This is a genomic window from Dietzia sp. PP-33, from assembly GCF_033790845.1.
Taxonomy (GTDB): Bacteria; Actinomycetota; Actinomycetes; order Mycobacteriales; family Mycobacteriaceae; genus Dietzia.
This window is the reverse complement of the sequence record NZ_JAMYEI010000004.1, coordinates 357,480-378,875: the sequence shown is the minus strand read 5'-3', so window position 1 is coordinate 378,875 and position 21,396 is coordinate 357,480. Positions and strand designations below refer to the sequence as shown.

Here is a 21,396-nt window from a genome sequence, read left to right as displayed (position 1 = left end):
TGCGAGGGGTCGGTGCCCGGTGTCGGCCCGGAACCGCGCCGCGAGGGTCTGAGGGGGCCCGCACCGCCGCGCGAGGGACGTCAGGAGGGGCTGCGCCAGGCGCGGCCCCTCCGGTCATTTCGGGACGGGACCGCTCGCCTCGTCGTCGTCGTACCCCCTGGGTACCCTCTTGCATGTGGCCCTCTATCGGAAGTACCGCCCCGCCTCCTTCGCCGAGGTCGTGGGCCAGGAGCACGTCACCGACCCGCTCTCGGTGGCGCTGTCCTCCGGTCGTATCAACCACGCCTATCTGTTCTCCGGTCCGCGCGGCTGCGGCAAGACCTCGTCCGCCCGCATCCTCGCCCGGTCCCTCAACTGCGTGCAGGGGCCCACCGCCACACCGTGCGGCGAGTGCGACTCCTGCGTGGCGTTGGCGCCCGGCGGGACGGGGACGCTGGACGTCACCGAACTCGACGCCGCCAGCCACGGCGGTGTGGACGACACCCGCGACCTGCGGGAGCGGGCGTTCTTCGCGCCGGCGTCGTCGCGTTACCGGGTGCTCATCATCGACGAGGCCCACATGGTCACCAACGCGGGTTTCAACGCGTTGCTCAAGATCGTGGAGGAGCCGCCGGAGCACCTGATCTTCATCTTCGCCACCACCGAGCCCGAGAAGGTGCTGCCGACCATCCGGTCGCGCACGCACCACTACCCGTTCCGTCTGCTCACTCCGTCCTCGATGCGAGGGCTGCTCGAGCGGGTCTGCGAACAGGAGGGCGTGAAGGTCGAGCCCACGGTGTTCCCGCTGGTCATCCGTGCCGGTGGGGGATCGCCGCGCGACACGCTCAGCGTGCTGGACCAGCTCATGGCCGGCGCCGGCGAGGAGGGGATCACCTACCCGCGCTCGGTGAGTCTGCTCGGGGCCACCGAGGCCGCGTTGCTCGACGACACGGTGGACGCGCTCGCGGCCTCTGACGGCGCCACGCTCTTCAGGACCGTCGACAAGGTGATCGAGGCCGGTCTCGACCCCCGCCGGTTCGCCGCTGACCTGCTGCAGCGGCTGCGTGATCTGATCATGGTGCAGTCGGTGCCCCAGGCGATCGAGCGCGGCCTGGTCGACGCCCCGGTCGAGCAGGCCGACACCATGCGTCGGCAGGCCGGCTACATCGGGCCCGCCACCCTCGCCCGCTGCGCGGACATGGTGCACGAGGGCATGGGGTCGATGCGCGGGGCCACCTCGCCGCGTCTGCTGCTGGAGATCCTGTGCGCCAAGCTGCTGCTTCCCTCGGCCGACGATTCGATGGTGGCCCTGTTGCAACGTGTCGAATCCCTCGAGTCGGGGACCGCACGGCCGTCCGTCGCTCCGCAGGACGGTGCCGGAACCGCGCCCGCCCAGGGTGTGAGTCCGGGTGGTGTGAGTCCGGCCGGTGTGGGTGCGGCGGGCGCGGCTGCACCGGGTGGCGACGACGACGAGGTGCGCCCGGGCCCGGGCGGCGCCCCCACCACGCAGCCGCCGGCCCAGCAGGAGGGGCGGCCGAAGTTCGTGCGCCGCTCCCAGGTGCCCCCCTCGGAGGCGGTTGACCGACAGGGGCAGCAGAGCGGGCAACCACAGGCGCAGGGGCCCGGGCCGGCACAGGACCCGGCGGCATCCACCCGGCCGCCGGCGCCCAGCGCTCCCACCGCGCAGCCGCAACCTCCCGCGCAGCAACCACAGCCTCCCGCCCCTGAGCCTCCCGCCCCTGAGCCTCCCGCTACAGAACCTCCCACCCCTGAGCCTGCTGCCCCCGAGCCCGAGGCGCCTGCCGCCGCATCCGCTCCGGAACCGGTCGCGCCTCCGGCGCCCGAGCCCGAGGTCCCCGCCGCCACATCCGCTCCGGAATCGGTCGCGCCTCCGGCGCCCGAGCCACAGGCGCCGCCCGCCGGGCCCGCCCCGGAACCGGTCACGCCTCCGGCTCCCTCCTCCGCACCTCCGCCGGCTCCTGCCCCGGACGAGGACCCGTGGCGCGAGGCGGCCACCGCGCCGCCCGCCGCCGAGGCCGTGCCGGAGCCCGAGCCCGAGTCCGCGGCGGCCCCCGGTATGGAGGCCGAGGACATCCGCCGCGCGTGGCCCGCCATCCGTGATGCCGTCCGAAAGCGCACCCGCACCGTCGAGGTCATGCTCGCCGGCGCGACCGTCGCCGGGGTGGACGGCCGGGTCATCCATCTGGTGCACGATTACGCCCCACTGGCCAAACGTCTGTCCCAGCCGCACAACGCCACCGCGATCACCGACTCGGTCACCGAGGTCGTGGGCGGGGACTGGACGATCCGCTGCACCTCGGGCGGTGCGCCGACCGGCACCCCGGCCCCGGCTCCCGCCCGAGGCGCCGGCCCGGGATCGACGGAGGGCACCGCGAACGCCCAGCAGACCGAACCGCAGGGGTGGCAGCGCCGGCTCCGCGGCGGGGACTCCGCCCAGGGCCCGGGCTACGGCCGATCCGGTGAGGGCGGGTCACCCGGAGGCGGATACGACGACATCCCGCCACCCCCCGAGGAGCCCGAGCCGGAACCGGGGGAGCGCGGCGGCCCGCCCGGGCCACCGGTGAGCGAGGAGGAGATGGTCGACGAGGCCCGCAGCGGCCCACAGAACCTGGACCACCGGACCGGCGAGGACATCGCGCTCCAGCTGCTCAAGGAGCATCTCGGGGCCCGTCCGCTCGAGCGCTGACCGGCTCCGCCCGCCGCGCGGCGGGGCACGGTGTCCGATGGTGCGGTTACCCTGGGTTCCGACCGACCGGGGCCGCCCCGGCCCAGAACGGCACCAGCCGAAAGGACCCGCCATGCAGCCCGGACCCGATATGAACGCCCTCCTCGAGCAGGCACAGCAGATGCAGGCCCAGCTCGCCCAGGCGCAGCAGGAGATCGCCGCGACCACGGTCGACGGACAGGCAGGCGGAGGCCTCGTGACCGTCTCGATGCGCGGCACCGGTGAGGTCACCGGGGTCACTGTCGACCCGAAGGTCGTGGACCCCGAGGACATCGAGACGCTGCAGGATCTGCTCGTCGGTGCGTTCGGTGACGCGCACACCAAGGTCCAGGAGCTCGCGGAGTCCCGGCTCGGCCCGCTGGCCTCGGGCGGCGGCCTCGGCGACATGATGGGCGGCCTGGGCATGTGAGACCGGCGGGATCCGGCCCGGACCGGAACCCGCCACCCGGTGACGCAGTCGTCACCGGGAACGACAGATCAGCCGGGAACGGCGGAGCAGCCGGGAACGGCAGAGCACAGGAACGGCGATGTACGAGGGACCAGTCCAGAACCTGATCGACGAGTTCGGCAAGCTGCCGGGCGTCGGTCCGAAGTCCGCGCAGCGGCTGGCCTTCCATCTCCTGCAGACCGAGCCCGAGGCGGTGGAGCGGCTCCGGTCCGCGCTGCAGGCGGTGGTCGACGGCGTCACCTACTGCGAGGTGTGCGGAACGGTCGCGGCGGGCGAGCGCTGCAGGATCTGTTCCGATCCGCGGCGCGATCCCACGCTCATCTGTGTGGTCGAGGAGCCCAAGGACATCGAGGCCATCGAGCGCACCCGCGAGTTCCGCGGGCTCTACCACGTGCTCGGCGGTGCGCTCGACCCGATCAACGGCATCGGACCCAACGAGCTGCGCATCGCCGGCCTGATGCGTCGGGTCGGGGAGGAGATCGACGGCGAGGAGATCGCGGAGATCATCATCGCGACCGATCCCAACACCACCGGCGAGGCCACCTCCACGTACCTGGCCCGGTTGCTGCGACCGTTCCCCGAACTCGTGGTGAGCCGGCTCGCCTCGGGCCTGCCCATGGGTGCGGACCTGGAGTTCGCCGACGAGCTGACCCTGGGAAGCGCACTCTCCGGCCGCCGCGTCCTCTCCGGTGGCACCCCGCAGCCCGCGCGGTCGGGCGGCGTACTGCGGCCGGAGCAGATCGAGACCCCGCCGCCTCCGGAAGCACCAGGGACCCCCGAGTCGACTGAGACGCCTGAGACGACTTCGGCGGCGGGACCGTCGTCCCGCGAGTGGTCAGAGGCCGAAGAGCCTCGCGGCGTTTCCGTGCCACACCGCCCGTAGCCAGTCATCGCCCATCCCCAGCTCCGCCAGGGCGTCGAGTTGATGGGCGAATGGGTACGGGATGTTCGGGAAGTCGGTCCCCAACAGGATCTTCGCACCCAGGTCCGCCAGCCGACCGCGTTCGGAGACCGGGAACGGGCTGATCTCCTCGACGAAATCGGTGAACGCCATGGTCGTGTCCAGATAGACGCCGTCGTATCGTTCGGCCAGGTCCAGAAACTCGGAGTATTCGCTCATTCCCATGTGGGCGATGATCAGCGGCAGGTCCGGGAACCTCTCGAGCACGGCCGCGACCGGCTCCGGCCCGGTGAACCCGCCGGCGACGGGACCACTGCCGCAGTGGATCACGGTGGGCACCCGCGCCTCCGACAGCAGACCCCACACCGGGTCGAGCAGCGGGTCCCCCGGGTCGTACTCGCCCACCTGGATATGTGACTTGAACACCTGCGCACCCGCCTCGAGCGCGTCCCGCACGTAGTCGCCCGCGGTCGGCTCGGGGAAGAACGTCGCGGTGTGCAGGCAATCGGGGTGCCGAGACGCGAAATCGGCCGACCAGGCGTTGAGCCACGCGCCCATCTCCGGCTTGTGCGGGTACAGCATCGAAGAGAACGCCAGCACACCGTAGGAGCGCAGTCGCTCGACGCGCTCGTCCTCGGCCTCCCGATAGGTGATGGGCCAGGTGCGGCCGATCTTGGGGCCGGCGGCGTCGAAGTAGTCCCACACCTTCGCCATCACCCTTGCGGGCATGAAGTGCGTGTGCACGTCGATGATCCCGGGCAGTCCCAGCGGCTCCCACAGCGCGCGGACCCGGGCCGCCTCGACGGCGGGGTCGGGAGGGGTCACGGACCCGGTGAGAGTGGCGGTGCCGTGGTGTTCACACATGCGACCGAGGGTATGTCAGAGGCAGGGCCCCGATGCGCTATCGCGTCCCCTATAAACGCGACCACCCCCGGGCAGGACAGATCCACCCATCGGAATGCGATCCACCTACGGAGGCCCATGGGTGGATCGCATTCCGATAGGTGGATCGCGGACGGCTGGGCCGCATGACGCCGCGGCGGTGGCCGGCCGGGCCGCATGACCCGGCGGCGGTGGCCGGGGCCGGGCGGCGGGTCGGTCGCGGTGGTGGTTCAGCGGCGGGCGGCGGCGATCCGCTCGCGACGCAGCTGCTCGACCGCGGGCACCTCGACCGACGGCAGCGAGTTCACACCCAGCGCCCGTCTCAGCAGCAGGTCCGCCAACTCGGGGTTCCGCGCGAGCACAGGGCCGTGCGCGTAGGTCGCGATCATCGACCCCTGGACCACTCCCTCGACGGGCCCGCCTGAGCGCGCGGGCTCCCCGGCCGGGACCCCGTTGCCGACGCCCGACGTGACGCGCCCCAGCGGCACGGCATCGGTGCCGAGGACGGTGGCGCCCATGTGGTTCTCGAAGCCGGTGAGGGGCTTGGCGAGTCCCGCGAGTTGCGGGGTGAACACCAGCTCGCCGATCGAGCGCGTTGCCTGCGGCGAGGTGGTCACGTCGAGCAGGCCGAGTCCGGGTGCGCGGGTTCCGTCGGAGACCATGAACCACTCGCCGAACACCTGCATGCCGGCGCAGATCGCCAGCACCGGCACTCCGCGTGCGACGGCCCGCTGCAGCCCGGGTGAGCCGGACAGGTGACGGGACGCCAGCTTCTGCGCGGCGTCCTCACCACCACCGACCGTGTAGATGTCGCACGAGTCGGGGACCGCGTCGTCCAGGGTGATCCGGACGATCTCGGCGTCGTACCCGAGCCAGCGCAACCGCTGCCGCAGGACCAGCGAGTTGCCGTCGTCGCCGTAGGTTCCCATGACGTCCGGGAGCACCAGGCCGATGCGCACGGTCGACTCCGAGGTCCGCGGTGACTCGGGGGAGACGGTGTCCAGTGGGGAGGTGGAGGCCCCGGCGTCACCGGCGTCACCGGCGGAGTCCGGGGTCCCGGCGTCGGCGCTGTGCTGTTCGGTCATCGCTGTTGCTCCTTCCGGGCGGCGATCGCACGCCCGAGGTCACGGAACGCCGTGTAGTTGGCCAGCACCTCGACCCTGCCGGGCGGGCACCGCCGGATCGCGGCCAGCGGCTCGGTCTCGAGTTGGTGCTCGACCCCGGCGTAGGTCAGGCGCACCGACAGATCGGCGGCCCGCTCGCCGGCGGCGTACACGGACACGCCCTCGAAGCTCTCGAAGCGCACGTCCCACAGCCACGACAGGTCCACACCGTCGGCGACCTGGCCGTTCACGGCGATCACCAGGCCCTCGGCGGAGGTGTCGATCATCCCGAGCGCCTCCTGCCAGCCGGCGGGGTTCTTGGCCAGCAGCAGATGCGCGGCGCGGCCGTCGATGTCGACGGTCGAGTACCGGCCCGCCACGTCCTCGACGCCCTCGACCGCCCGGACCGCGGCCGCGGGGTCGGCGCCCATCGCCACGGCGGCGGCCACGGCCTGGGCGGCGTTGCCACGATTGGCCCGCCCCGGGATGGCCAACGTCATGGGTGCGGTGAAACCGTCGGGGCCGAAGATCGCCTCCTCGGTGACCCACCAGTCGGGCTCGGGCCGGGCGAACTGCCGACCGTCGGGCAGGGTGCCCTGGGTCCGCCAGTGCACGGCTCCCGTGGAGTCGACCGTGCGGCTGATCGGCTCACCCGTGCGGGGGCAACTCACCGAGTCGCCCGCCCACGCGCTCCCGGCGGCGACCCACACCACCGACGGGTTGTCGTAGGCCACCGAGGTGATCATCACGTCGTCGCAGTTGGCCACCACCGTGGCCTGTGGCTGCGCCGCCACCCCGGCCCGCAGCCTTCGCTCGATGGAGTTGATCTCCCCGACCCGGTCCAGCTGGTCGCGGCTCAGGTTGAGCAACACGATCGCCTCGGGGGAGGTGTTCTCCGCAACCGCCGGGGTGTGCAGCTCGTCCACCTCGATCGCGGCCAGCGGGGCCGTCCGATCAGCGCTGAGTGCGGAGACGATCCCGGCGTCCATGTTGTCGCCGCCGCTGTTCGACGCCACCGGAGCGACCGTCGACAGGGCGGAGGCGACCATCCTCGTCGTCGTCGACTTGCCGTTTGTCCCGGTGACCAGCACGGACCGCCGCCCCGCGGCGAGCTGGGGCATCAGGCCGGGGTCCAGCTTGAGCGCGACCAGGCCGCCGATCATCCCGCCCGACCCGCGGCCGGACACCCGCGAGGCCCAGGTGGCCAGTCGGGAGACCGCCACGGCTGCGCGGCCCCGGGGGGTGAGGGCCGTGGGCCGGGATCCGGACCGGGACCCCGACCGGGACCCGGACGGGGGGCCGGATGCGGGGGAGGCCGGGCCGGTGTGCGCGCGGGAACTCATACGACGAGTCTAGGCAGGCGCCGGCATCAGAACCGCGCCGCACCGCCGAGGGCGGTTGCGACGTCGCGACCCAGTCCGGCGGTCACCTCGTCCGGGGTGTCCTCCGGGCCCGCCGCGGTGGCGATGACCGCGATCGCGTACCGGCCGGAGGTGGTGTTGACCACGGCGATGTCGTGGGACACGGTGTCGGTCTCGCCGGTCTTGTTGGCGACCGAGCCCTCGGGCAGGTGGGCCGGCAGCTTCCACGTCCGCTCCTGATCGGCCATGGCAGCGAGCACGATCCGCGCCACCGCCGGTGAGGTCAGCGCGCGACCATGGGGCGGGCGGCCGTCGGCGGTGCGGACCAGCTCCGCGAGGTAGTTCACGCTGCCGCGGGCGCTCACCCGGCTCCAGTCGCCGGTCCACTGCTGGCGGAAGGCGCCTCCGGTGTGGAACTCCTCGGCCAGCCCCACCCGGTCCGTCACAATATTGATCGCCTCGACCGGGTCATCGGTTCCCGGCGCCGCGGGGCCCTCGACGGACAGGTCGTAGAGCAGGTTGGCGGCCTCGTTGTCCGAGACCGTGACGGCCGCCTCCAGCAGGTCGCCGAGCGGCCCGTAGGGGGTCACGGCGTCGGTGTCGACCTCCCACGCCTCGAGCGCGGCCACCGCGTAGGCCACCTTGATCACCGAGGCGGCGTAGCGGGGCTCGTCGTCGCCCGCACACACCACGCGCTCGTCGGGGGCGTCGATCGCCAGGACGCACGCCGCCAGCTGGTGCCCGGTCGACCCGGCGTCGGTGACCGCGCCGGCCAGCAGCGGGCCCACCTCGCCCCAGCCCGACGGGATCGGCCGCGCGAGGTGGGAGATGTCCTCGACCCGCCCGTCGGGCAGCGGGGTCGCGGGCTCGGCCGACCCCAGGTGGGAGCTGGCCGAGGCGGTGTCCGGTTCCGCCAGCTTCGTTCCGGGAGCGGTGATCGCCAGGCCCACCAGTGCGACCAGGCACAGCGCGGCCGGCCGTGGTGATCGACGGCCGCGACGCCTGTCGTGGGCTGCGGCGTCCCGTAGGCGTGCCGCGGGGGTGTCCGACCGGTACCGCGCCACTGACTCTCCTGGACTGGACTGGACGGGCCGGGAGCGGCCGGTGCGCTGAGCTGACGGCGACGACAGTAGCTCTGCGGCGTGTCCGGGTGGGATCGGGTGGGTGGCCGGCGGGCGTCCGGAAATCGGCGAGTCATCGGGGATGTCGGGGCGGTCTGCCACGATGGACGGCATGGGAGACGCCGGTGACATGAGCGGCTGGGTGGTGGTGGACGTCGAGACGTCCGGGATGAGGCCGTCGGTCGACCGGGTGCTGTCGGTGGCGGCGGTGGTGATCGACGACGACGGCGAGGTGGTCGAGGAGTTCGCGACCCTGCTGAACCCGGGGGTCGACCCGGGGCCCGTCCACGTGCACGGGCTCACCCCGGCCCTGCTCGCGGGCAAACCACGCTTCGCCGATGTGGCCGCGGAGCTGGCCCGGGTGCTCGACGGCCGGACGGTGGTGGCGCACAACGCCACGTTCGACGCCTCCTTCCTGGCCTCCGAGGCCCGGCGGGCAGGGCTGGCCGCGCCGCTGGAGCGGTTCCTGTGCACGCTGGACTTCGCGGGCCGGCTGCACCTGTCCACTGCCGATCTCAAGCTGGTCACCCTCGCCGCGCACTTCGGGGTGGAGCAGCGGGCCGCGCACGACGCCCACGACGACGCCCTGGTGCTGGCCGGGGTGTTCGCGGGGATGCTGCGGGTGGCCGCGGCCAAGGACGTCCGGCCCACCGTGCGCGAGCTCGACGGGATGCTGCCCGACCCCGAGACCGGATTCCTGGTCTCCCGCGTCTGGGCGGACGCCCTGGCCGCGCCCAGGCTCTGGCGGCCGGCCGGGAGGCTGAAACGCGGTGGACCGCTGGTGCAGGGCATGGAGGTGGTCTTCACGCAGGACGTCGACCGCGACCCGGAGGAGATCGCCGGCGTCGTCGTCGACTCCGGTCTCTACCTGGCCGACCGCATCTCCTCCCGCACCTCACTGGCGGTGTGCGACGCCCCGGGCTCGGTCCGGGGGCGCGCCGCGTTCGCCCGCAGGAAGGGACTCGAACTGGTGCCGTTCGCCCGGTTCGAGGAGATGCTCGCCGACGTCACGCCGGGACGGCCCGTCGCGGGCGCACAGGCGGTGGACAGCGCGCAGGAGGCACTGTTCTGACCCGCGCGTTCCGCATCGTGGGGCGCTGGTCCTGGGGGCCGCCGCGGAACTGACATGATGGGCTGCGGCCCACATCGTCGACCACAGGAGTACCGCCCCGTGCCCGCACCCCAGAACGCCGCCGCCCGCGAGGTCTACGAGAAGGAGCGGGCCCACGTCCTGACCCCGTGGTCCGCCTGGGGCGCCAGCGACCCGATGGTCGTCACCGCCGCCGAGGGCTGCCACCTGACCGACGGCGACGGCAACCGCCTTCTCGATTTCACCTCGCAGCTGGTCAACACCAACATCGGCCACCAGCACCCCGTGGTCGTCAAGGCCATCCAGGACCAGGCCGCCGAACTGTGCACCATCAACCCCGCGCACGCCAACGCCGCCCGCGCCGAGGCCGCCCGGCTCGTCGCCGAGGTCGCTCCCGCCGGGATGAACCGCGTGTTCTTCACCAACGCCGGCACCGAGGCCGTCGAGCACGCCGTCCGCATGGCGCGCCGCCACACCGGTCGGCACAAGACCCTCTCGGCGTTCCGCAGTTACCACGGCGCCACCACCACCTCGATGAACCTCACCGGCGACGCCCGCCGCTGGGCCAACGACCTGGGCAACACCGGCTCCGTGCACTTCCACGCGCCCTACCTGTACCGCTCGCAGTTCTACGCCGAGAACTCCAAGCAGGAGTGCGACCGCGCGCTCGAGCACCTGGACACGCTCATCGGGCTCGAGGGGCCGGACCACTTCGCCGCCCTGATCATCGAGTCCGTCCCGGGCACCGTGGGCATCATGGTGCCGCCGGCGGACTACCTGCGCGGCGTGCGGGAGATCTGCGACAAGTACGGGATCGTCATGATCTGCGACGAGGTCATGTCCGGCTTCGGCCGCACCGGCGCCTGGCTGGCCCTGGACAACTTCCGGTCCGGTGACGACGACTGGGCGCCCGACCTCATCACCTTTGCCAAGGGCTCCAACTCGGGGTACGTCCCGCTGGGCGGGGTGATCCTGCACGACCGGATCGCCGCCTCCTTCGAGACGACGCCCTACACCGGCGGGCTCACCTACGCCGGGCACCCGCTCGCCTGCGCGTCCGTGGTGGCCACGATCAACCTGATGCGCGACGAGAAGATCGTCGAGAACGCGCGCACCATCGGCGAGGACGTGATCGGCCCGCGCCTGCGCGAACTCGCCGAGAAGCACCCGTCGATCGGCGAGGTCCGCGGGTTGGGCGTGTTCTGGGCCGTGGAGATGGTGGCCGACCGCGAGACACGCGAGCCCCTGGCCCCCTACGGTGGGTCCTCAGAGGCCATGGCCAGGACCTTCGGCGCCGCCAAGTCCGGCGGCGTGCTGCTGTTCATGAACTACAACCGTTTCCACATCGTGCCGCCCTGCATCATCACGGCGGACGAGGCCAATGCGGGGCTCGACATCTTCGACCGCGCACTCGATGTGGCCGATTCCTACGTGGGGAGCTGACCGGACATGGCACTGGTACTGGGGCTGATCGTCAACGCCGTCGCCCTGTGGGTGGCGACACTGATCGTGCCGGGGATCTCCCTGTACGAACCCGCCGCGGACGCCGGGATGGCCTCCGGCACGGCGGACAACGACGTGAGTGTGCCGACCATCGCGGCGCTGCTCATCGTGGCCGTGGTGTTCACGCTGGTCAACGCGGTGGTCAAGCCGATCGTGCAGCTGCTCTCACTGCCGCTGACCATCCTCACGCTGGGGCTGTTCCTGCTGGTGGTCAACGCACTGATGCTCATGCTCACCGGCTGGATCACCACCACGTTCCAGCCCTTCGGGGCGCAGTACGTGGTGGGCGGCTTCTGGGCGGCCTTCTTCGGCGCGATCGTCGTGGGTCTGGTCAACTGGCTCCTCGGCATGCTGATCCCCTCGCGCGCCCGCGACTGAGACCCGGCCACCCCATGGGCCCGGCCCCCGGGCCCGGCCCGGTGGGGCGGCGGGCCCGGGGGTCAGCTCACCCCTCGGCGGTGTACTGCCGCGGAAGCGCCCGGCCCCGCTCCGACATGAGGTCCCGCAGCAGGTTCGGGTAGTCGGTGATGATCCCGTCGACGCCGATGTCCATGAGGTACTCCATGGTCGGGACGTTGTTCACCGTCCACGGGATGATCTTCAGGCCGTGCGAGTGGGCGCTGTCGACCATCTCCCGCGTGACGTACGCCCGGCAGTCGCTCTCACCGACCGTGCAGCTCTGGTCGGGGTGGGTGGCGACCGGCGAGTAGGCCACCACACCGTCGATGGACGCCGCGGCGGCGACGCCGTCACCGTCGAAGTCCGCGATGTCGATTCCGCCGAGCCACGGTGAGGGCTCGTGGGAGTCGATGCCGAGGAAATCGTGATTGGTCAGCGCCACGAGTGGCAGCGCCGGGGCGAGCTCGTGCATCGCCATGAGAGCGCCCCAGTCGAACGACTGGATGGTGATCTGCTGCTCGAGACCCGAGTCGGCGATCTCCTCGTGGACCGCCGAGACGAACTCCTCGCGCGGTGCGGTCTGCTCCGGAGCGCCGGCCTCGACCTTCGTCTCGATGTTCATCCGTACTCCGCCCGGCCCGTCTGCTCCGTGAGCCCTGACCAGGTCGAAGAGCTCGGACAGGAGCATCATCTGCTCGCCCGGGTGCGTCTGCTGATCGGGGTATCCGGGGCGCCGGAGCGAACCGCAGTCGAGCGTCCGGACCTGCTCGAGGGTGAGCTCGTGGATGTAGTCGTCCATGTAGGGGAACAAGGGGTCGCCGGCCACCACGGGTGCGGTGTCCTGGCATACGTCCGTCCGGGGCCGTCGGTCGTGCGTGACCATGACCGCGCCGTCGGCGGTGACCTGGGTATCCAGTTCCAGGGTGGTCACGCCCAGCTCGAGCGCATGGGAGAACGCCTGCGGGGTGCTCTCGACATGCAGTCCCACGCCGCCGCGGTGCGCCTGGAGATCGAACTCGCCGGCGCCGAGCGAACCGAGGGCATCGAGTGAGCCCAGCGGTCCGCCGGCACCGAGCGATCCGGTCGCGGCGGTGGCGACGGTGAGGGAGGAGGCGGTCAGGAGGCAGCCGAGTGCGGTGGCTCCTACCGTGGAGAGGGCACGTGTGCTGCGCATGTGGGGAACCTCGTCGGAAGTCGGGTCGGCACTGCCGGGTAGGGCCCCGGGTGCCACTGGACGACGTGACGATATGCGGTGTCGCCTACGGGCGGTTCGACCCGGAATGAACACGGGGTGACGACTGAGACAGCCTTGGGTGCAAGGGGATTGACATGCGTTCTGGTGGGGTCACGGGAGCACGGAATCCGCTACTCCCGTGCCGGGCTCGCCAATCGGATTCGTCCGGATAGCGGAGCCTGCACGGAAGCAGCGGATTCGTCAGACGGAAGTCAGGAGCCGAAGGCGGCCGAGGAGACCGCGTTCGGGGCCCAGCCGCGCGCGGCGGTGTCGCGGATGAACTGCATCTGCGGGTAGAAGGAGTTGCCTGGGCAGGCGGTCCCGCCCCAGTCGCGGTGGCCCGAGACGGCCGGCATGTTGCGCGTGGCCCCGCCCTGCGGATTGCGGTAGGTGATGCCGCCACGCGGGTTGATGCCGGTGGCTGAGCACAGGGCACGCACGCAGTCGATGGTCGCGCCCACGGCGGCGGCGGTCGGCGGCGCTCCGGTGAAGTCGCCCAGCAGACTGATGCCGATATTGCCGTTGTTGACGCCGCCCGTGTGACCTGCGGTGACCACCGGGGGAGCGATACCGGCGACCGGCGGCACCTGGAAGACCGGGGTCCCGCCGACGGTTCCGCCGCGGCCCTGGTAGATCCGGCCCTCGGGGTCGATGAGCAGGTGGTACCCGACGTCGCCCCAGCCCAGCGTGTTGGCGTGGTAGTTGTAGATCGCGCGCACGCTGGCAGCGCGGTCCGGACCGACGGGCGAGGCCGTGTGGTGGATCGTGATCGCCTGCGCCGGGTGGAACTGCGACGCCCAGCGATTGCCCGACACGTCGCCAGCACCCCACGCCGCGCGCGGGATGATCGGCAGGCCGAGCGTTCCGACGCTGCCCAGGCTGTAGTTGCGCGGTGCGCCCCGGCCGTCGTCGAACGCGGTGGCACGGGCGCCCGCGGGTGCGTCGACCTCGTAGCCCACGGATCCGTCCGGAGCGGAGACGAGTTCAGAGGCGGGGGTGCTTCCGGAGTCCGGGGCGGAGTCCATCGCCTCGAGCGGCAGCCAGTCGCCCACCGAGCCGTCTGGGAACGCGAACCGGATGCGGCCGGCGATCTCCTCGGCGCTGGGGAAGGTCACTCCGACGTAGCCGAGCGGACCGTTCGGCTGGATCATGCCGCTGCCGGCCGGGACCGACTTGAGCAGATCCTGGGCCATGCCGAGGGAACCGGTGTCGAACGGGTTGGCCCCGGCGAGGGGGCCACGGACGGAGGAGGCGACAGCGACGCCCACCCCGACTGACGCGGCGGTGAGAAACCCACGGCGTGAAACGGGCATAAGGGTGCACTCCAGACTTGTACTACAGAAAACTGACGCCTGGCATATCGGCGCGATCGACCGCCACATTACGCCCTCGACGTAACCAAATCGAGACCTTCGTTACCAGAGTGATATATGTGGCAAGTGAGGCTCAGGGTGCGCGTCTGAAGCTCCCCTCGCCCGGAGATGGTGGGCCCGAGGCCCAGTCACGCGCGCGCCCGGTCGCCCACCCGTACGAAAAAAGCGTTCCGCACACTCGCCTCGGGCGATGTGTGCGGAACGCTCTTCCAGTCGGGTCGGCTCAGGGAGCCCAGGTGCGGGCGCCCACGGTGCTGCCCACGGTCTCGTCGGAGCCCACGGCCTCGTCGGCGTACGCGCGGTTCACGGCCGAGACCACGGCGCGCAGCGTCGCGGTGGTGATGGAACCGGCCCGGCCGACTCCCCAGAAGACCCTGTTGCCGAACTGCACCTCGACGAACGCGGCCGCGGTGGCGTCGTCTCCGGCGGTCATCGCGTGCTCCGAGTAGTCGAGGATGCGCACCTCGTCGTCGAACATCTCGTTGAGCGCGGCGACGAACGCCGCCAGGGGGCCGTTACCGGACCCGGTCAGCTCCTTGGTCTCGCCCTTCCACTTGACCACGGCGTCGATCGAGTCCACGCCGTCGTCGGTCTCGGCCGGGTCGAGGTGCTGGGAGATGCGCTCCATGGGGGAGACGCGGTCCAGGTACTCGAGGGTGAAGATGTCCCACATCTGCTTGGGCGTGACCTCGCCGCCCTCGGAGTCGGTGACGTTCTGCACCAGCGCGGAGAACTCCATCTGCAGACGCCGCGGCAGCTGCAGGCCGTAGTCGCTCTTCATGATGTAGGCGACGCCGCCCTTGCCGGACTGCGAGTTCACGCGGATCACGGCCTCGTAGGTGCGGCCCTCGTCCTTGGGGTCCACGGGCAGGTAGGGGACCTCCCACGTGATGTCGGTGATGTCCTCGCCGCGCGCGTCGGCCTCGGCCTGCAGGGCGTCGAAGCCCTTGTTGATCGCGTCCTGGTGCGAGCCCGAGAAGGCGGTGAACACCAGGTCGCCGCCGTACGGGTGCCGCTCGGGGACGCGCAGCTGGTTGGCGTACTCGACCGTCCGCCGGATCTCGTCCATGTCCGAGAAGTTGATCTGCGGGTCGACGCCGCGGGTGAGCAGGTTCATGCCCAGCGTCACCAGGCAGACGTTGCCGGTGCGCTCGCCGTTGCCGAACAGGCAGCCCTCGATGCGGTCGGCACCGGCCTGGAACGCCAGCTCGGCCGCGGCCACGCCGGTGCCGCGGTCGTTGTGCGGGTGCAGCGACAGGATGGTCGCCTCGCGGCGCGCCAGGTTGCGGTGCATCCACTCGATCTGGTCGGCGTACACGTTGGGCGTGGCCATCTCGACCGTCGCGGGCAGGTTGAGGATGATCGGGTTCTCGGGGGTGGCGCCCACGACCTCGGTGACGGCGTCGCAGACCTCCTTGGAGAACGCCAGCTCGGTCCCGGTGAACGACTCGGGCGAGTACTCCCAGCGCCAGTTGGTGTCCGGGTAGTCCTTCGCGACGGCGGTGACGAGCGCGGCGGCGTCGGTGGCGATCTTCTTGATGGCGTCGCGGTCCTTACGGAACACCACCTTGCGCTGCAGGATCGAGGTGGAGTTGTAGAAGTGCACGATCACGTTGGACGCGCCCTCGCACGCCTCGAAGGTGCGGCGGATCAGGTCCTCGCGGCACTGGACCAGGACCTGGATGGTGACGTCGGAGGGGATCGCCTCGTCCTCGATGATCTCGCGGACGAAGTCGTAGTCCGTCTGCGAGGCGGAGGGGAAGCCGACCTCGATCTCCTTGTATCCCATGCGGACGAGCAGCTCGAACATGCGGCGCTTGCGGGCCGGGCTCATGGGGTCGATCAGCGCCTGGTTGCCGTCGCGCAGGTCGACCGCGCACCACTGCGGCGCGTGGGTGATGACCTTGTCCGGCCAGGTGCGCCTCTGCAGCGAGACGTCCTCGACCTCCTCGGCGAAGGGCCGGTAGCGGTGCGCCGGCATCGACGACCCCTTTTGTCGGTTCCACGACGGCTGATCGGGGCGTCCGGGCTTGGAGGGGGGAGTGATGGTCGACGACGACGAGACGAATGCGTCAGCGGGATTCATTGAAGGGGCTCTACTTCCATGGAGTCGATCTGTGGGGATCGGACCGGCACGACGAGATCCCGCGACGGGGAGCCGGTCCGCCTCAGCGGGCCCCGCCGCGGCACCCAAGAAGGAGCACGCGCTGCATGGGCGCCACGATACACCGTTTCCGGGGGCGTCACGGAATCGGGATCACGAAGGTCGTGGACCCGGTGGTCGTCTCCGGAGGGGAGATGGGGGAGTCGGGGCCCAGGTCCTGGTCGTGGTGCATCGACCCCCACACCCTGCGGCAACCGGCCTCCTCGGCGATCGCCACGGCCTTGTCGACCAGCTGGTGGGCGATCCCCTGACGCCGCAGGTCCTCCCGTACGCGGATCCCGTAGACGAACAGGTCCGGACTGGCCCCCAGGTAGCCGGTCTCCACCGCCACGAGCATCCCCACGGGGACCTCGTCCCGTAGGGCCAGCAACAGCAGGTTGGATCCGTTGTCGAGGAAGTCCCGGGTCCACTCCGAGGTCGGAGGGAAGCTGAACAGCTCGCCCGCGGACAGCACGAGATCGTGGTCCGCGCGTGAGGCGCGACGGATCACGAGGTCCGGCTGCTCCGGCGGTGTCATCTGTTCAGTGTGACAAAACCTGGCAGGTCCGGCACTGAAGAGTGGCCGCGGAGTGCGACCTCACCTGTTGGCGATCATCCAGTCGATCCAGCCGTTCTGTGCCGGGATCGACTCGTACCAGGCCGGATTGGTCCCGTTCGGCTGGCGTCGGCTGTGGTCGGAGCCGGAATGGACGCCCACCAGCAGGTCGCCGTGGAAGACGGGCCCGCCGGAGTCCCCGAGGCCGTAGCCGGCCTCGATGGTGTGGGACCGGCCGATCCGGTGTCCGGGGCGCGCGTCCATCCGGTCGAGGCGGGTGAGGCCGGTGCGCAGCTCCGCGGACCGTTGACCGCGGGGGGAGGTCTCGCCGAAGCCGTGGAAGCGCAGGACGTCCCCGGCCACCGGGTCCCTGCCGGCGCGCCTGACCGACGGTGACGGCGCCGGATGCGCCAGCTTCAACAACATGACGTCCCCGGCGGGGGCGTGGTAGGCGGCGACGGGGGTGTGGCGTCCGATGCTGCCGGTCTCGAGGGAACCGAACGCGCCGACGATCGACGGGCTGGCCAGCGAGGCGGTGGTCGCGAACCCGCCCGGGACGGTGGCCAGGTTGCCGAAGCCCAGGGTGTACGCGTTCGGGTCGGCGGGCCCGCAGTGTGCGGCGGTGGCCACCCAGCGCGGCGCCACCACCACTCCGGAGCACGGGGTGCCGGGGACGCCGCTGAACGTGGTGATCTGCACCGCCCAGGGCGCCGGGCCCGAGGGGGCGCCGCCCACGACGGCGCCGGCCGTGGGGGTGGCCACGACGAGCGGGGCCGTCAGCGCGGCGACGGCGGCGATCACCGTGGTCGCGAGTCGGGGGAGGCGGCCGCGACGCGTGAGGCGGCTGGTGGCGGTGATACCAGTGGTGCCTCTGGTGTCGGAGGGGCGCATGTCCTTCAGTCTAGGGGAAGGCTCAGGTGACTGTTACCGCTCGGCTGACTGTTACCGCTCGGCGAGGTCGCCTGCTCCGGGGCTCGCCCCCGCCGCCCCCGCCGCCCCCGCCGCGCCCACCGGCCCTGCGGCGCCCGCCGGCTCCGACGAACCCTCCGCGTCGACCTCCTTGTGCGCCAGTCGCACGGTGGCCACCACCATGAGGATCAGGGTGGCGGCCAGGATCGCGAGCTCGGGGCCGTCGACGGTGAACCACTCGCCCAGCACCACCACGCCCAGTCCCAGCGCCACGACCGGCGTGGTGACGGTGGAGGCGGGCACCGCCTGGTGCACGGCCCCGGCCGAGAACGACATCTGCTGCAGTGTCAGCGCGGTCACCGCCGCCACCCCCAGCCCGTAGACCTCGCCCGAGGTGAACACGTCGACCAATCCGCCCTCGTACCACCGGCCGGCGACGCCCTTGGTGAGCAGCGCGACGTAGGCGAACGCGGTGCCGCCGGCCACGCCCAACAGCAGCGCCCGGTTGCCGTTGCTGCGGCGGTTGCGTGAGAGACGGAGGAGGACGACGACGACCCCGACGCCACCCGCACACGCCAGTGCCCACTCGTACCAGGGCGGATGAGCCTCACCCCCCGTCGGCCGGCCGTAGATCACCAGGACGATCACGCAGCCCGCCAGGACGTGGCCCCAGAAGAGTTCGGTTTTGGTCACCCGCCGGTTGGTCACCCACGCGCCGAGCGGGAGCGCGAAGGTGAGCGACAGGACCGTGATGGTCTGCACCAGGATCAGCGAACCGAAGGCCAGCGCCACTCCCTGGAAGGCGAACCCGGCGAGGCTGATGGCCATACCGACCCACCAATACCTGCTGGCGAGCACACCGAACCGGCCCTCGATCCGACCCCCCGCGCGGCCCTTGGTCCGGTGCCGCATCACGGTGCCGAAGGCCTGGCTGAGAGCTGAGGCGAGGGCCAGTAATACGGCCGCCCAAGTTTCCGTCATCGATGATGAGTAAACACCTCCCGTAAAGTAGGTCTGCGTTAAGCCGATCAACACCGGAAGGGTGTGACCGCGTGGCACTCGTAGTGCAGAAGTACGGCGGCTCCTCCGTGGAGTCCGCAGAACGTATCCGTCGGGTGGCGGAACGGATCGTGGAGACCAGCAAGGCGGGTAACGACGTCGTGGTGGTCGCCTCCGCGATGGGGGACACCACCGATGACCTGCTGGACCTGGCCGACCAGGTCTGTCCCGCTCCACCGCAGCGTGAGATGGACATGCTGCTGACCTCGGGCGAGAGGATCTCCAACGCGTTGCTGGCCATGGCCATCAGTTCGTTCGGGATGGAGGCCTACTCGTTCACCGGCTCCCAGGCCGGGATCATCACCACCACCAGACACGGCGACAGCCGGATCATCGACATCACCCCGGGGCGCGTGCGCGACGCCCTCGACCAGGGAAAGATCGCGCTGGTCGCCGGGTTCCAGGGCGTGTCCCGGGAGACCCTCGACGTCACGACCCTCGGCCGTGGCGGCTCGGACACCACCGCGGTGGCCATGGCGGCCGCGCTGGGCGCCGACGTCTGCGAGATCTACTCGGACGTCGACGGCATCTACACCGCCGACCCCCGGATCGTCCCCGACGCCCGCAAGCTCGACACCATCTCGTACGAGGAGATGCTCGAGATGGCGGCCGTCGGCTCGAAGATCCTCAACCTGCGGAGCGTCGAGTTCGCCCGCCGGTACCACGTGCCCCTGCGCGTGCGCTCGTCGTATTCGACCAACCCGGGCACGCTCGTGTCCGGAAAAGTGGAGGACATCCCCGTGGAAGACGCAGTCCTGACCGGAGTCGCTCACGACGCCTCGGAGGCCAAGATCACGGTTGTCGGGATCCCCGACCAGCCGGGGTACGCCGCCAAGATCTTCCGCGTGGTGGCCGATGCCGAGATCAACATCGACATGGTCCTGCAGAACGTCTCCAAGGCGGAGGGCAAGACCGACATCACCTTCACCTGCCCGCGTGAGGTGGGCGCCAAGGCCGTCGAGGTGCTCTCGCAGGCCAAGGACGATCTCGGGATCGACCGGGTGCTCTATGACGACAACGTGGGCAAGGTCTCCCTGGTGGGCGCCGGCATGAAGTCGCACCCGGGCGTCACCGCGACGTTCTGCGAGTCGCTGTCCGAGGCCGGGGTCAACATCGAGCTCATCTCGACCTCCGAGATCCGCATCTCGGCGCTGGTGCGGGAGGAGGAGCTCCCCGAGAGCGTCCGCGCCCTGCACGCGGCGTTCGAGCTGGGCGGCGAGGAGGAGGCCCAGGTCTACGCCGGAACCGGCCGCTGACCTGAGCCCCGGGCCCCGGGCCCCGGCCCGGCCCGGCCCCGGCCCCGGCGAGTGGGCGATGCCGTTCGCGTTCCCCCTGGTGCGAACCGGGGGGAACGCGCACTTGCGACCACTCGCCGCTTCAGAGGGCGCAGGGGCGGTGTGACGACAGTCGCTGGAGCGCCTTCGCACGGCCGGTAGACTGGACGCTCATCGGCCGGCCCGAGCACAGGGTGGAGCTCCCACCCGCGGGCGGTCGACGCGAGCACACCAGGAGATGACCTCACAGATGACCACTGTCGCCGTAGTCGGAGCCACGGGCCAGGTGGGGCGCGTGATGCGTGCCCTGCTGGAGGAGCGGGATTTCCCGGCCGACAAGGTCAGGTTCTTCGCCTCCGCCCGGTCGGCGGGCACCACACTGGAATTCCGCGGCGAGGACATCGTCGTGGAGGACACCGCCGCCACCACCGAGGACGAGCTCAAGGGCATCGACATCGCCCTGTTCTCGGCCGGCGGCACGATGTCCAAGGAGCAGGCGCCCAGGTTCGCGGCGGCCGGCGCCGTCGTCGTCGATAACTCCAGCGCCTGGCGCAAGGACCCCGACGTCCCGCTGATCGTCTCCGAGGTCAACCCGGAGGCGGCGCAGAACCCGCCCAAGGGGATCATCGCCAACCCCAACTGCACCACCATGGCCGCGATGCCGGTGCTAAAGGTGCTGCACGAGGCGGCCGGGCTCAAGCGCCTCGTCGTGTCCACGTACCAGGCGGTGTCCGGTTCCGGGCTGGCCGGCGTGGACGCCCTGAACGATCAGGTGACCGGCAACGTCGGGGCGGGCCACGAGTTGGTTCACGACGGTTCCGCGCTGAACGTGGACGACAACGGCCCGTACGTGGCGCCGATCGCGTTCAACGTGCTGCCGATGGCGGGCGCGCTGGTCGACGACGGCTCGGAGGAGACCGACGAGGAGCAGAAGCTGCGCAACGAGTCGCGCAAGATCCTCGGGCTGCCCGAGCTGCGCGTGGCCGGAACCTGCGTGCGCGTGCCGGTGTTCACCGGTCACACGTTGAGCATCAACGCCGAGTTCGAGCGGGACATCACCCCGGAGCAGGCGCGCGAGCTGCTGTCCTCCGCGGCCGGCGTCAAGGTCGTCGACGTGCCGACCCCGCTGGATGCGGCGGGCATCGACGAGTCGCTGGTGGGCCGTATCCGCCAGGACCAGTCGATCGAGGGCAACAAGGGCCTCAACCTCATGGTCGCGGGCGACAACCTGCGTAAGGGCGCTGCGCTCAACACCATCCAGATCGCAGAACTGCTGGTCAAGTAGCGCGCCCGCCGCGGGGAGCCGCCGCCCGGT

General features: G+C 71.1%; 17 protein-coding genes and 1 pseudogene. 8 read left to right on the top strand and 10 right to left on the bottom strand.

The features are described 5' to 3' along the window. The first annotated feature begins 175 nt into the window (after positions 1-175). The 3 genes and pseudogenes from NJE57_RS09875 to recR form a co-directional block, all read left to right on the top strand. The gene (locus tag NJE57_RS09875; protein WP_319028221.1) at positions 176-2,686 is read left to right on the top strand and encodes a DNA polymerase III subunit gamma and tau; all 2,511 of its coding nucleotides are present in this window, start codon (positions 176-178) and stop codon (positions 2,684-2,686) included. A gap of 112 nt (positions 2,687-2,798) precedes the next feature. After that, positions 2,799-3,134 carry a YbaB/EbfC family nucleoid-associated protein gene (locus NJE57_RS09870; protein WP_319028220.1) on the top strand — a complete coding sequence of 112 codons (336 nt, stop codon included), beginning with the start codon at positions 2,799-2,801 and terminating at the stop codon, positions 3,132-3,134. A gap of 118 nt (positions 3,135-3,252) precedes the next feature. Beyond that, positions 3,253-3,858: pseudogene (gene recR / locus NJE57_RS09865) on the top strand (recombination mediator RecR); the annotation flags it as partial. 150 nt (positions 3,859-4,008) lie between these two features. Here the strand turns inward: recR and NJE57_RS09860 are convergent. The 4 genes from NJE57_RS09860 to NJE57_RS09845 all read right to left on the bottom strand — a co-directional run bounded on the left by NJE57_RS09860 (position 4,009) and on the right by NJE57_RS09845 (position 8,484). Next, positions 4,009-4,938, bottom strand: coding sequence for an amidohydrolase family protein (locus tag NJE57_RS09860; RefSeq protein WP_319028219.1), 930 nt, complete (start codon positions 4,936-4,938; stop codon positions 4,009-4,011). A 248-nt stretch (positions 4,939-5,186) separates the two neighbouring features. After that, complete coding sequence (locus NJE57_RS09855; RefSeq protein ID WP_319028218.1) at positions 5,187-6,041, bottom strand: glutamine amidotransferase; 855 nt, start codon at positions 6,039-6,041, stop codon at positions 5,187-5,189. Then, positions 6,038-7,402: a MurT ligase domain-containing protein gene (locus NJE57_RS09850; RefSeq protein ID WP_319028216.1), complete on the bottom strand. Its 1,365-nt coding sequence runs from the start codon at positions 7,400-7,402 to the stop codon at positions 6,038-6,040. Before NJE57_RS09850 ends, NJE57_RS09855 begins: the two co-directional genes overlap by 4 nt. Positions 7,403-7,428: 26 nt before the next feature. Beyond that, complete coding sequence (locus tag NJE57_RS09845; RefSeq protein ID WP_319028215.1) at positions 7,429-8,484, bottom strand: serine hydrolase; 1,056 nt, start codon at positions 8,482-8,484, stop codon at positions 7,429-7,431. Positions 8,485-8,653: 169 nt separating this feature from the next. Between NJE57_RS09845 and NJE57_RS09840 the strand changes: the two genes are divergently transcribed. Genes NJE57_RS09840 through NJE57_RS09830 form a run of 3 tightly spaced genes read left to right on the top strand, consistent with a single transcriptional unit; the run spans position 8,654 to position 11,512 of the window. After that, a complete protein-coding gene (locus tag NJE57_RS09840) occupies positions 8,654-9,613 on the top strand; it encodes an exonuclease domain-containing protein (RefSeq protein WP_319028214.1) in 960 nt (319 codons plus the stop codon). Between the two features lie 57 nt (positions 9,614-9,670). After that, positions 9,671-11,074: an aspartate aminotransferase family protein gene (locus tag NJE57_RS09835; protein WP_413464394.1), complete on the top strand. Its 1,404-nt coding sequence runs from the start codon at positions 9,671-9,673 to the stop codon at positions 11,072-11,074. A 6-nt stretch (positions 11,075-11,080) separates the two neighbouring features. Beyond that, entirely contained in the window at positions 11,081-11,512 is a 432-nt protein-coding gene (locus tag NJE57_RS09830) for a phage holin family protein (protein ID WP_319028212.1), read from the top strand. A 67-nt stretch (positions 11,513-11,579) separates the two neighbouring features. On the opposite strand, the gene NJE57_RS09825 is transcribed toward NJE57_RS09830, so the two are convergent. The 6 genes from NJE57_RS09825 to NJE57_RS09800 form a co-directional block, all read right to left on the bottom strand. Beyond that, positions 11,580-12,707, bottom strand: a complete 1,128-nt coding sequence (locus NJE57_RS09825) for a glycerophosphodiester phosphodiesterase family protein (RefSeq protein WP_319028211.1) — start codon at positions 12,705-12,707, stop codon at positions 11,580-11,582. A gap of 272 nt (positions 12,708-12,979) precedes the next feature. Continuing rightward, positions 12,980-14,080 carry a peptidoglycan recognition family protein gene (locus NJE57_RS09820; RefSeq protein WP_319028210.1) on the bottom strand — a complete coding sequence of 367 codons (1,101 nt, stop codon included), beginning with the start codon at positions 14,078-14,080 and terminating at the stop codon, positions 12,980-12,982. Between the two features lie 283 nt (positions 14,081-14,363). After that, positions 14,364-16,226: a 2-isopropylmalate synthase gene (gene leuA / locus NJE57_RS09815; protein ID WP_319028209.1), complete on the bottom strand. Its 1,863-nt coding sequence runs from the start codon at positions 16,224-16,226 to the stop codon at positions 14,364-14,366. 157 nt (positions 16,227-16,383) lie between these two features. Beyond that, positions 16,384-16,821 carry a GNAT family N-acetyltransferase gene (locus NJE57_RS09810; RefSeq protein ID WP_319028207.1) on the bottom strand — a complete coding sequence of 146 codons (438 nt, stop codon included), beginning with the start codon at positions 16,819-16,821 and terminating at the stop codon, positions 16,384-16,386. A 60-nt stretch (positions 16,822-16,881) separates the two neighbouring features. Further along, complete coding sequence (locus NJE57_RS09805; protein ID WP_319028206.1) at positions 16,882-17,730, bottom strand: S1 family peptidase; 849 nt, start codon at positions 17,728-17,730, stop codon at positions 16,882-16,884. Positions 17,731-17,781: 51 nt separating this feature from the next. Next, positions 17,782-18,729 (bottom strand): DMT family transporter, encoded by a 948-nt coding sequence (locus tag NJE57_RS09800; protein WP_319028205.1) that lies wholly within the window; start codon positions 18,727-18,729, stop codon positions 17,782-17,784. Positions 18,730-18,800: 71 nt separating this feature from the next. Between NJE57_RS09800 and NJE57_RS09795 the strand changes: the two genes are divergently transcribed. Beyond that, positions 18,801-20,063 (top strand): aspartate kinase, encoded by a 1,263-nt coding sequence (locus NJE57_RS09795; RefSeq protein ID WP_319028204.1) that lies wholly within the window; start codon positions 18,801-18,803, stop codon positions 20,061-20,063. Between the two features lie 268 nt (positions 20,064-20,331). Continuing rightward, positions 20,332-21,366 (top strand): aspartate-semialdehyde dehydrogenase, encoded by a 1,035-nt coding sequence (locus tag NJE57_RS09790; RefSeq protein ID WP_319028254.1) that lies wholly within the window; start codon positions 20,332-20,334, stop codon positions 21,364-21,366. The last annotated feature ends 30 nt before the right edge of the window (positions 21,367-21,396 follow it).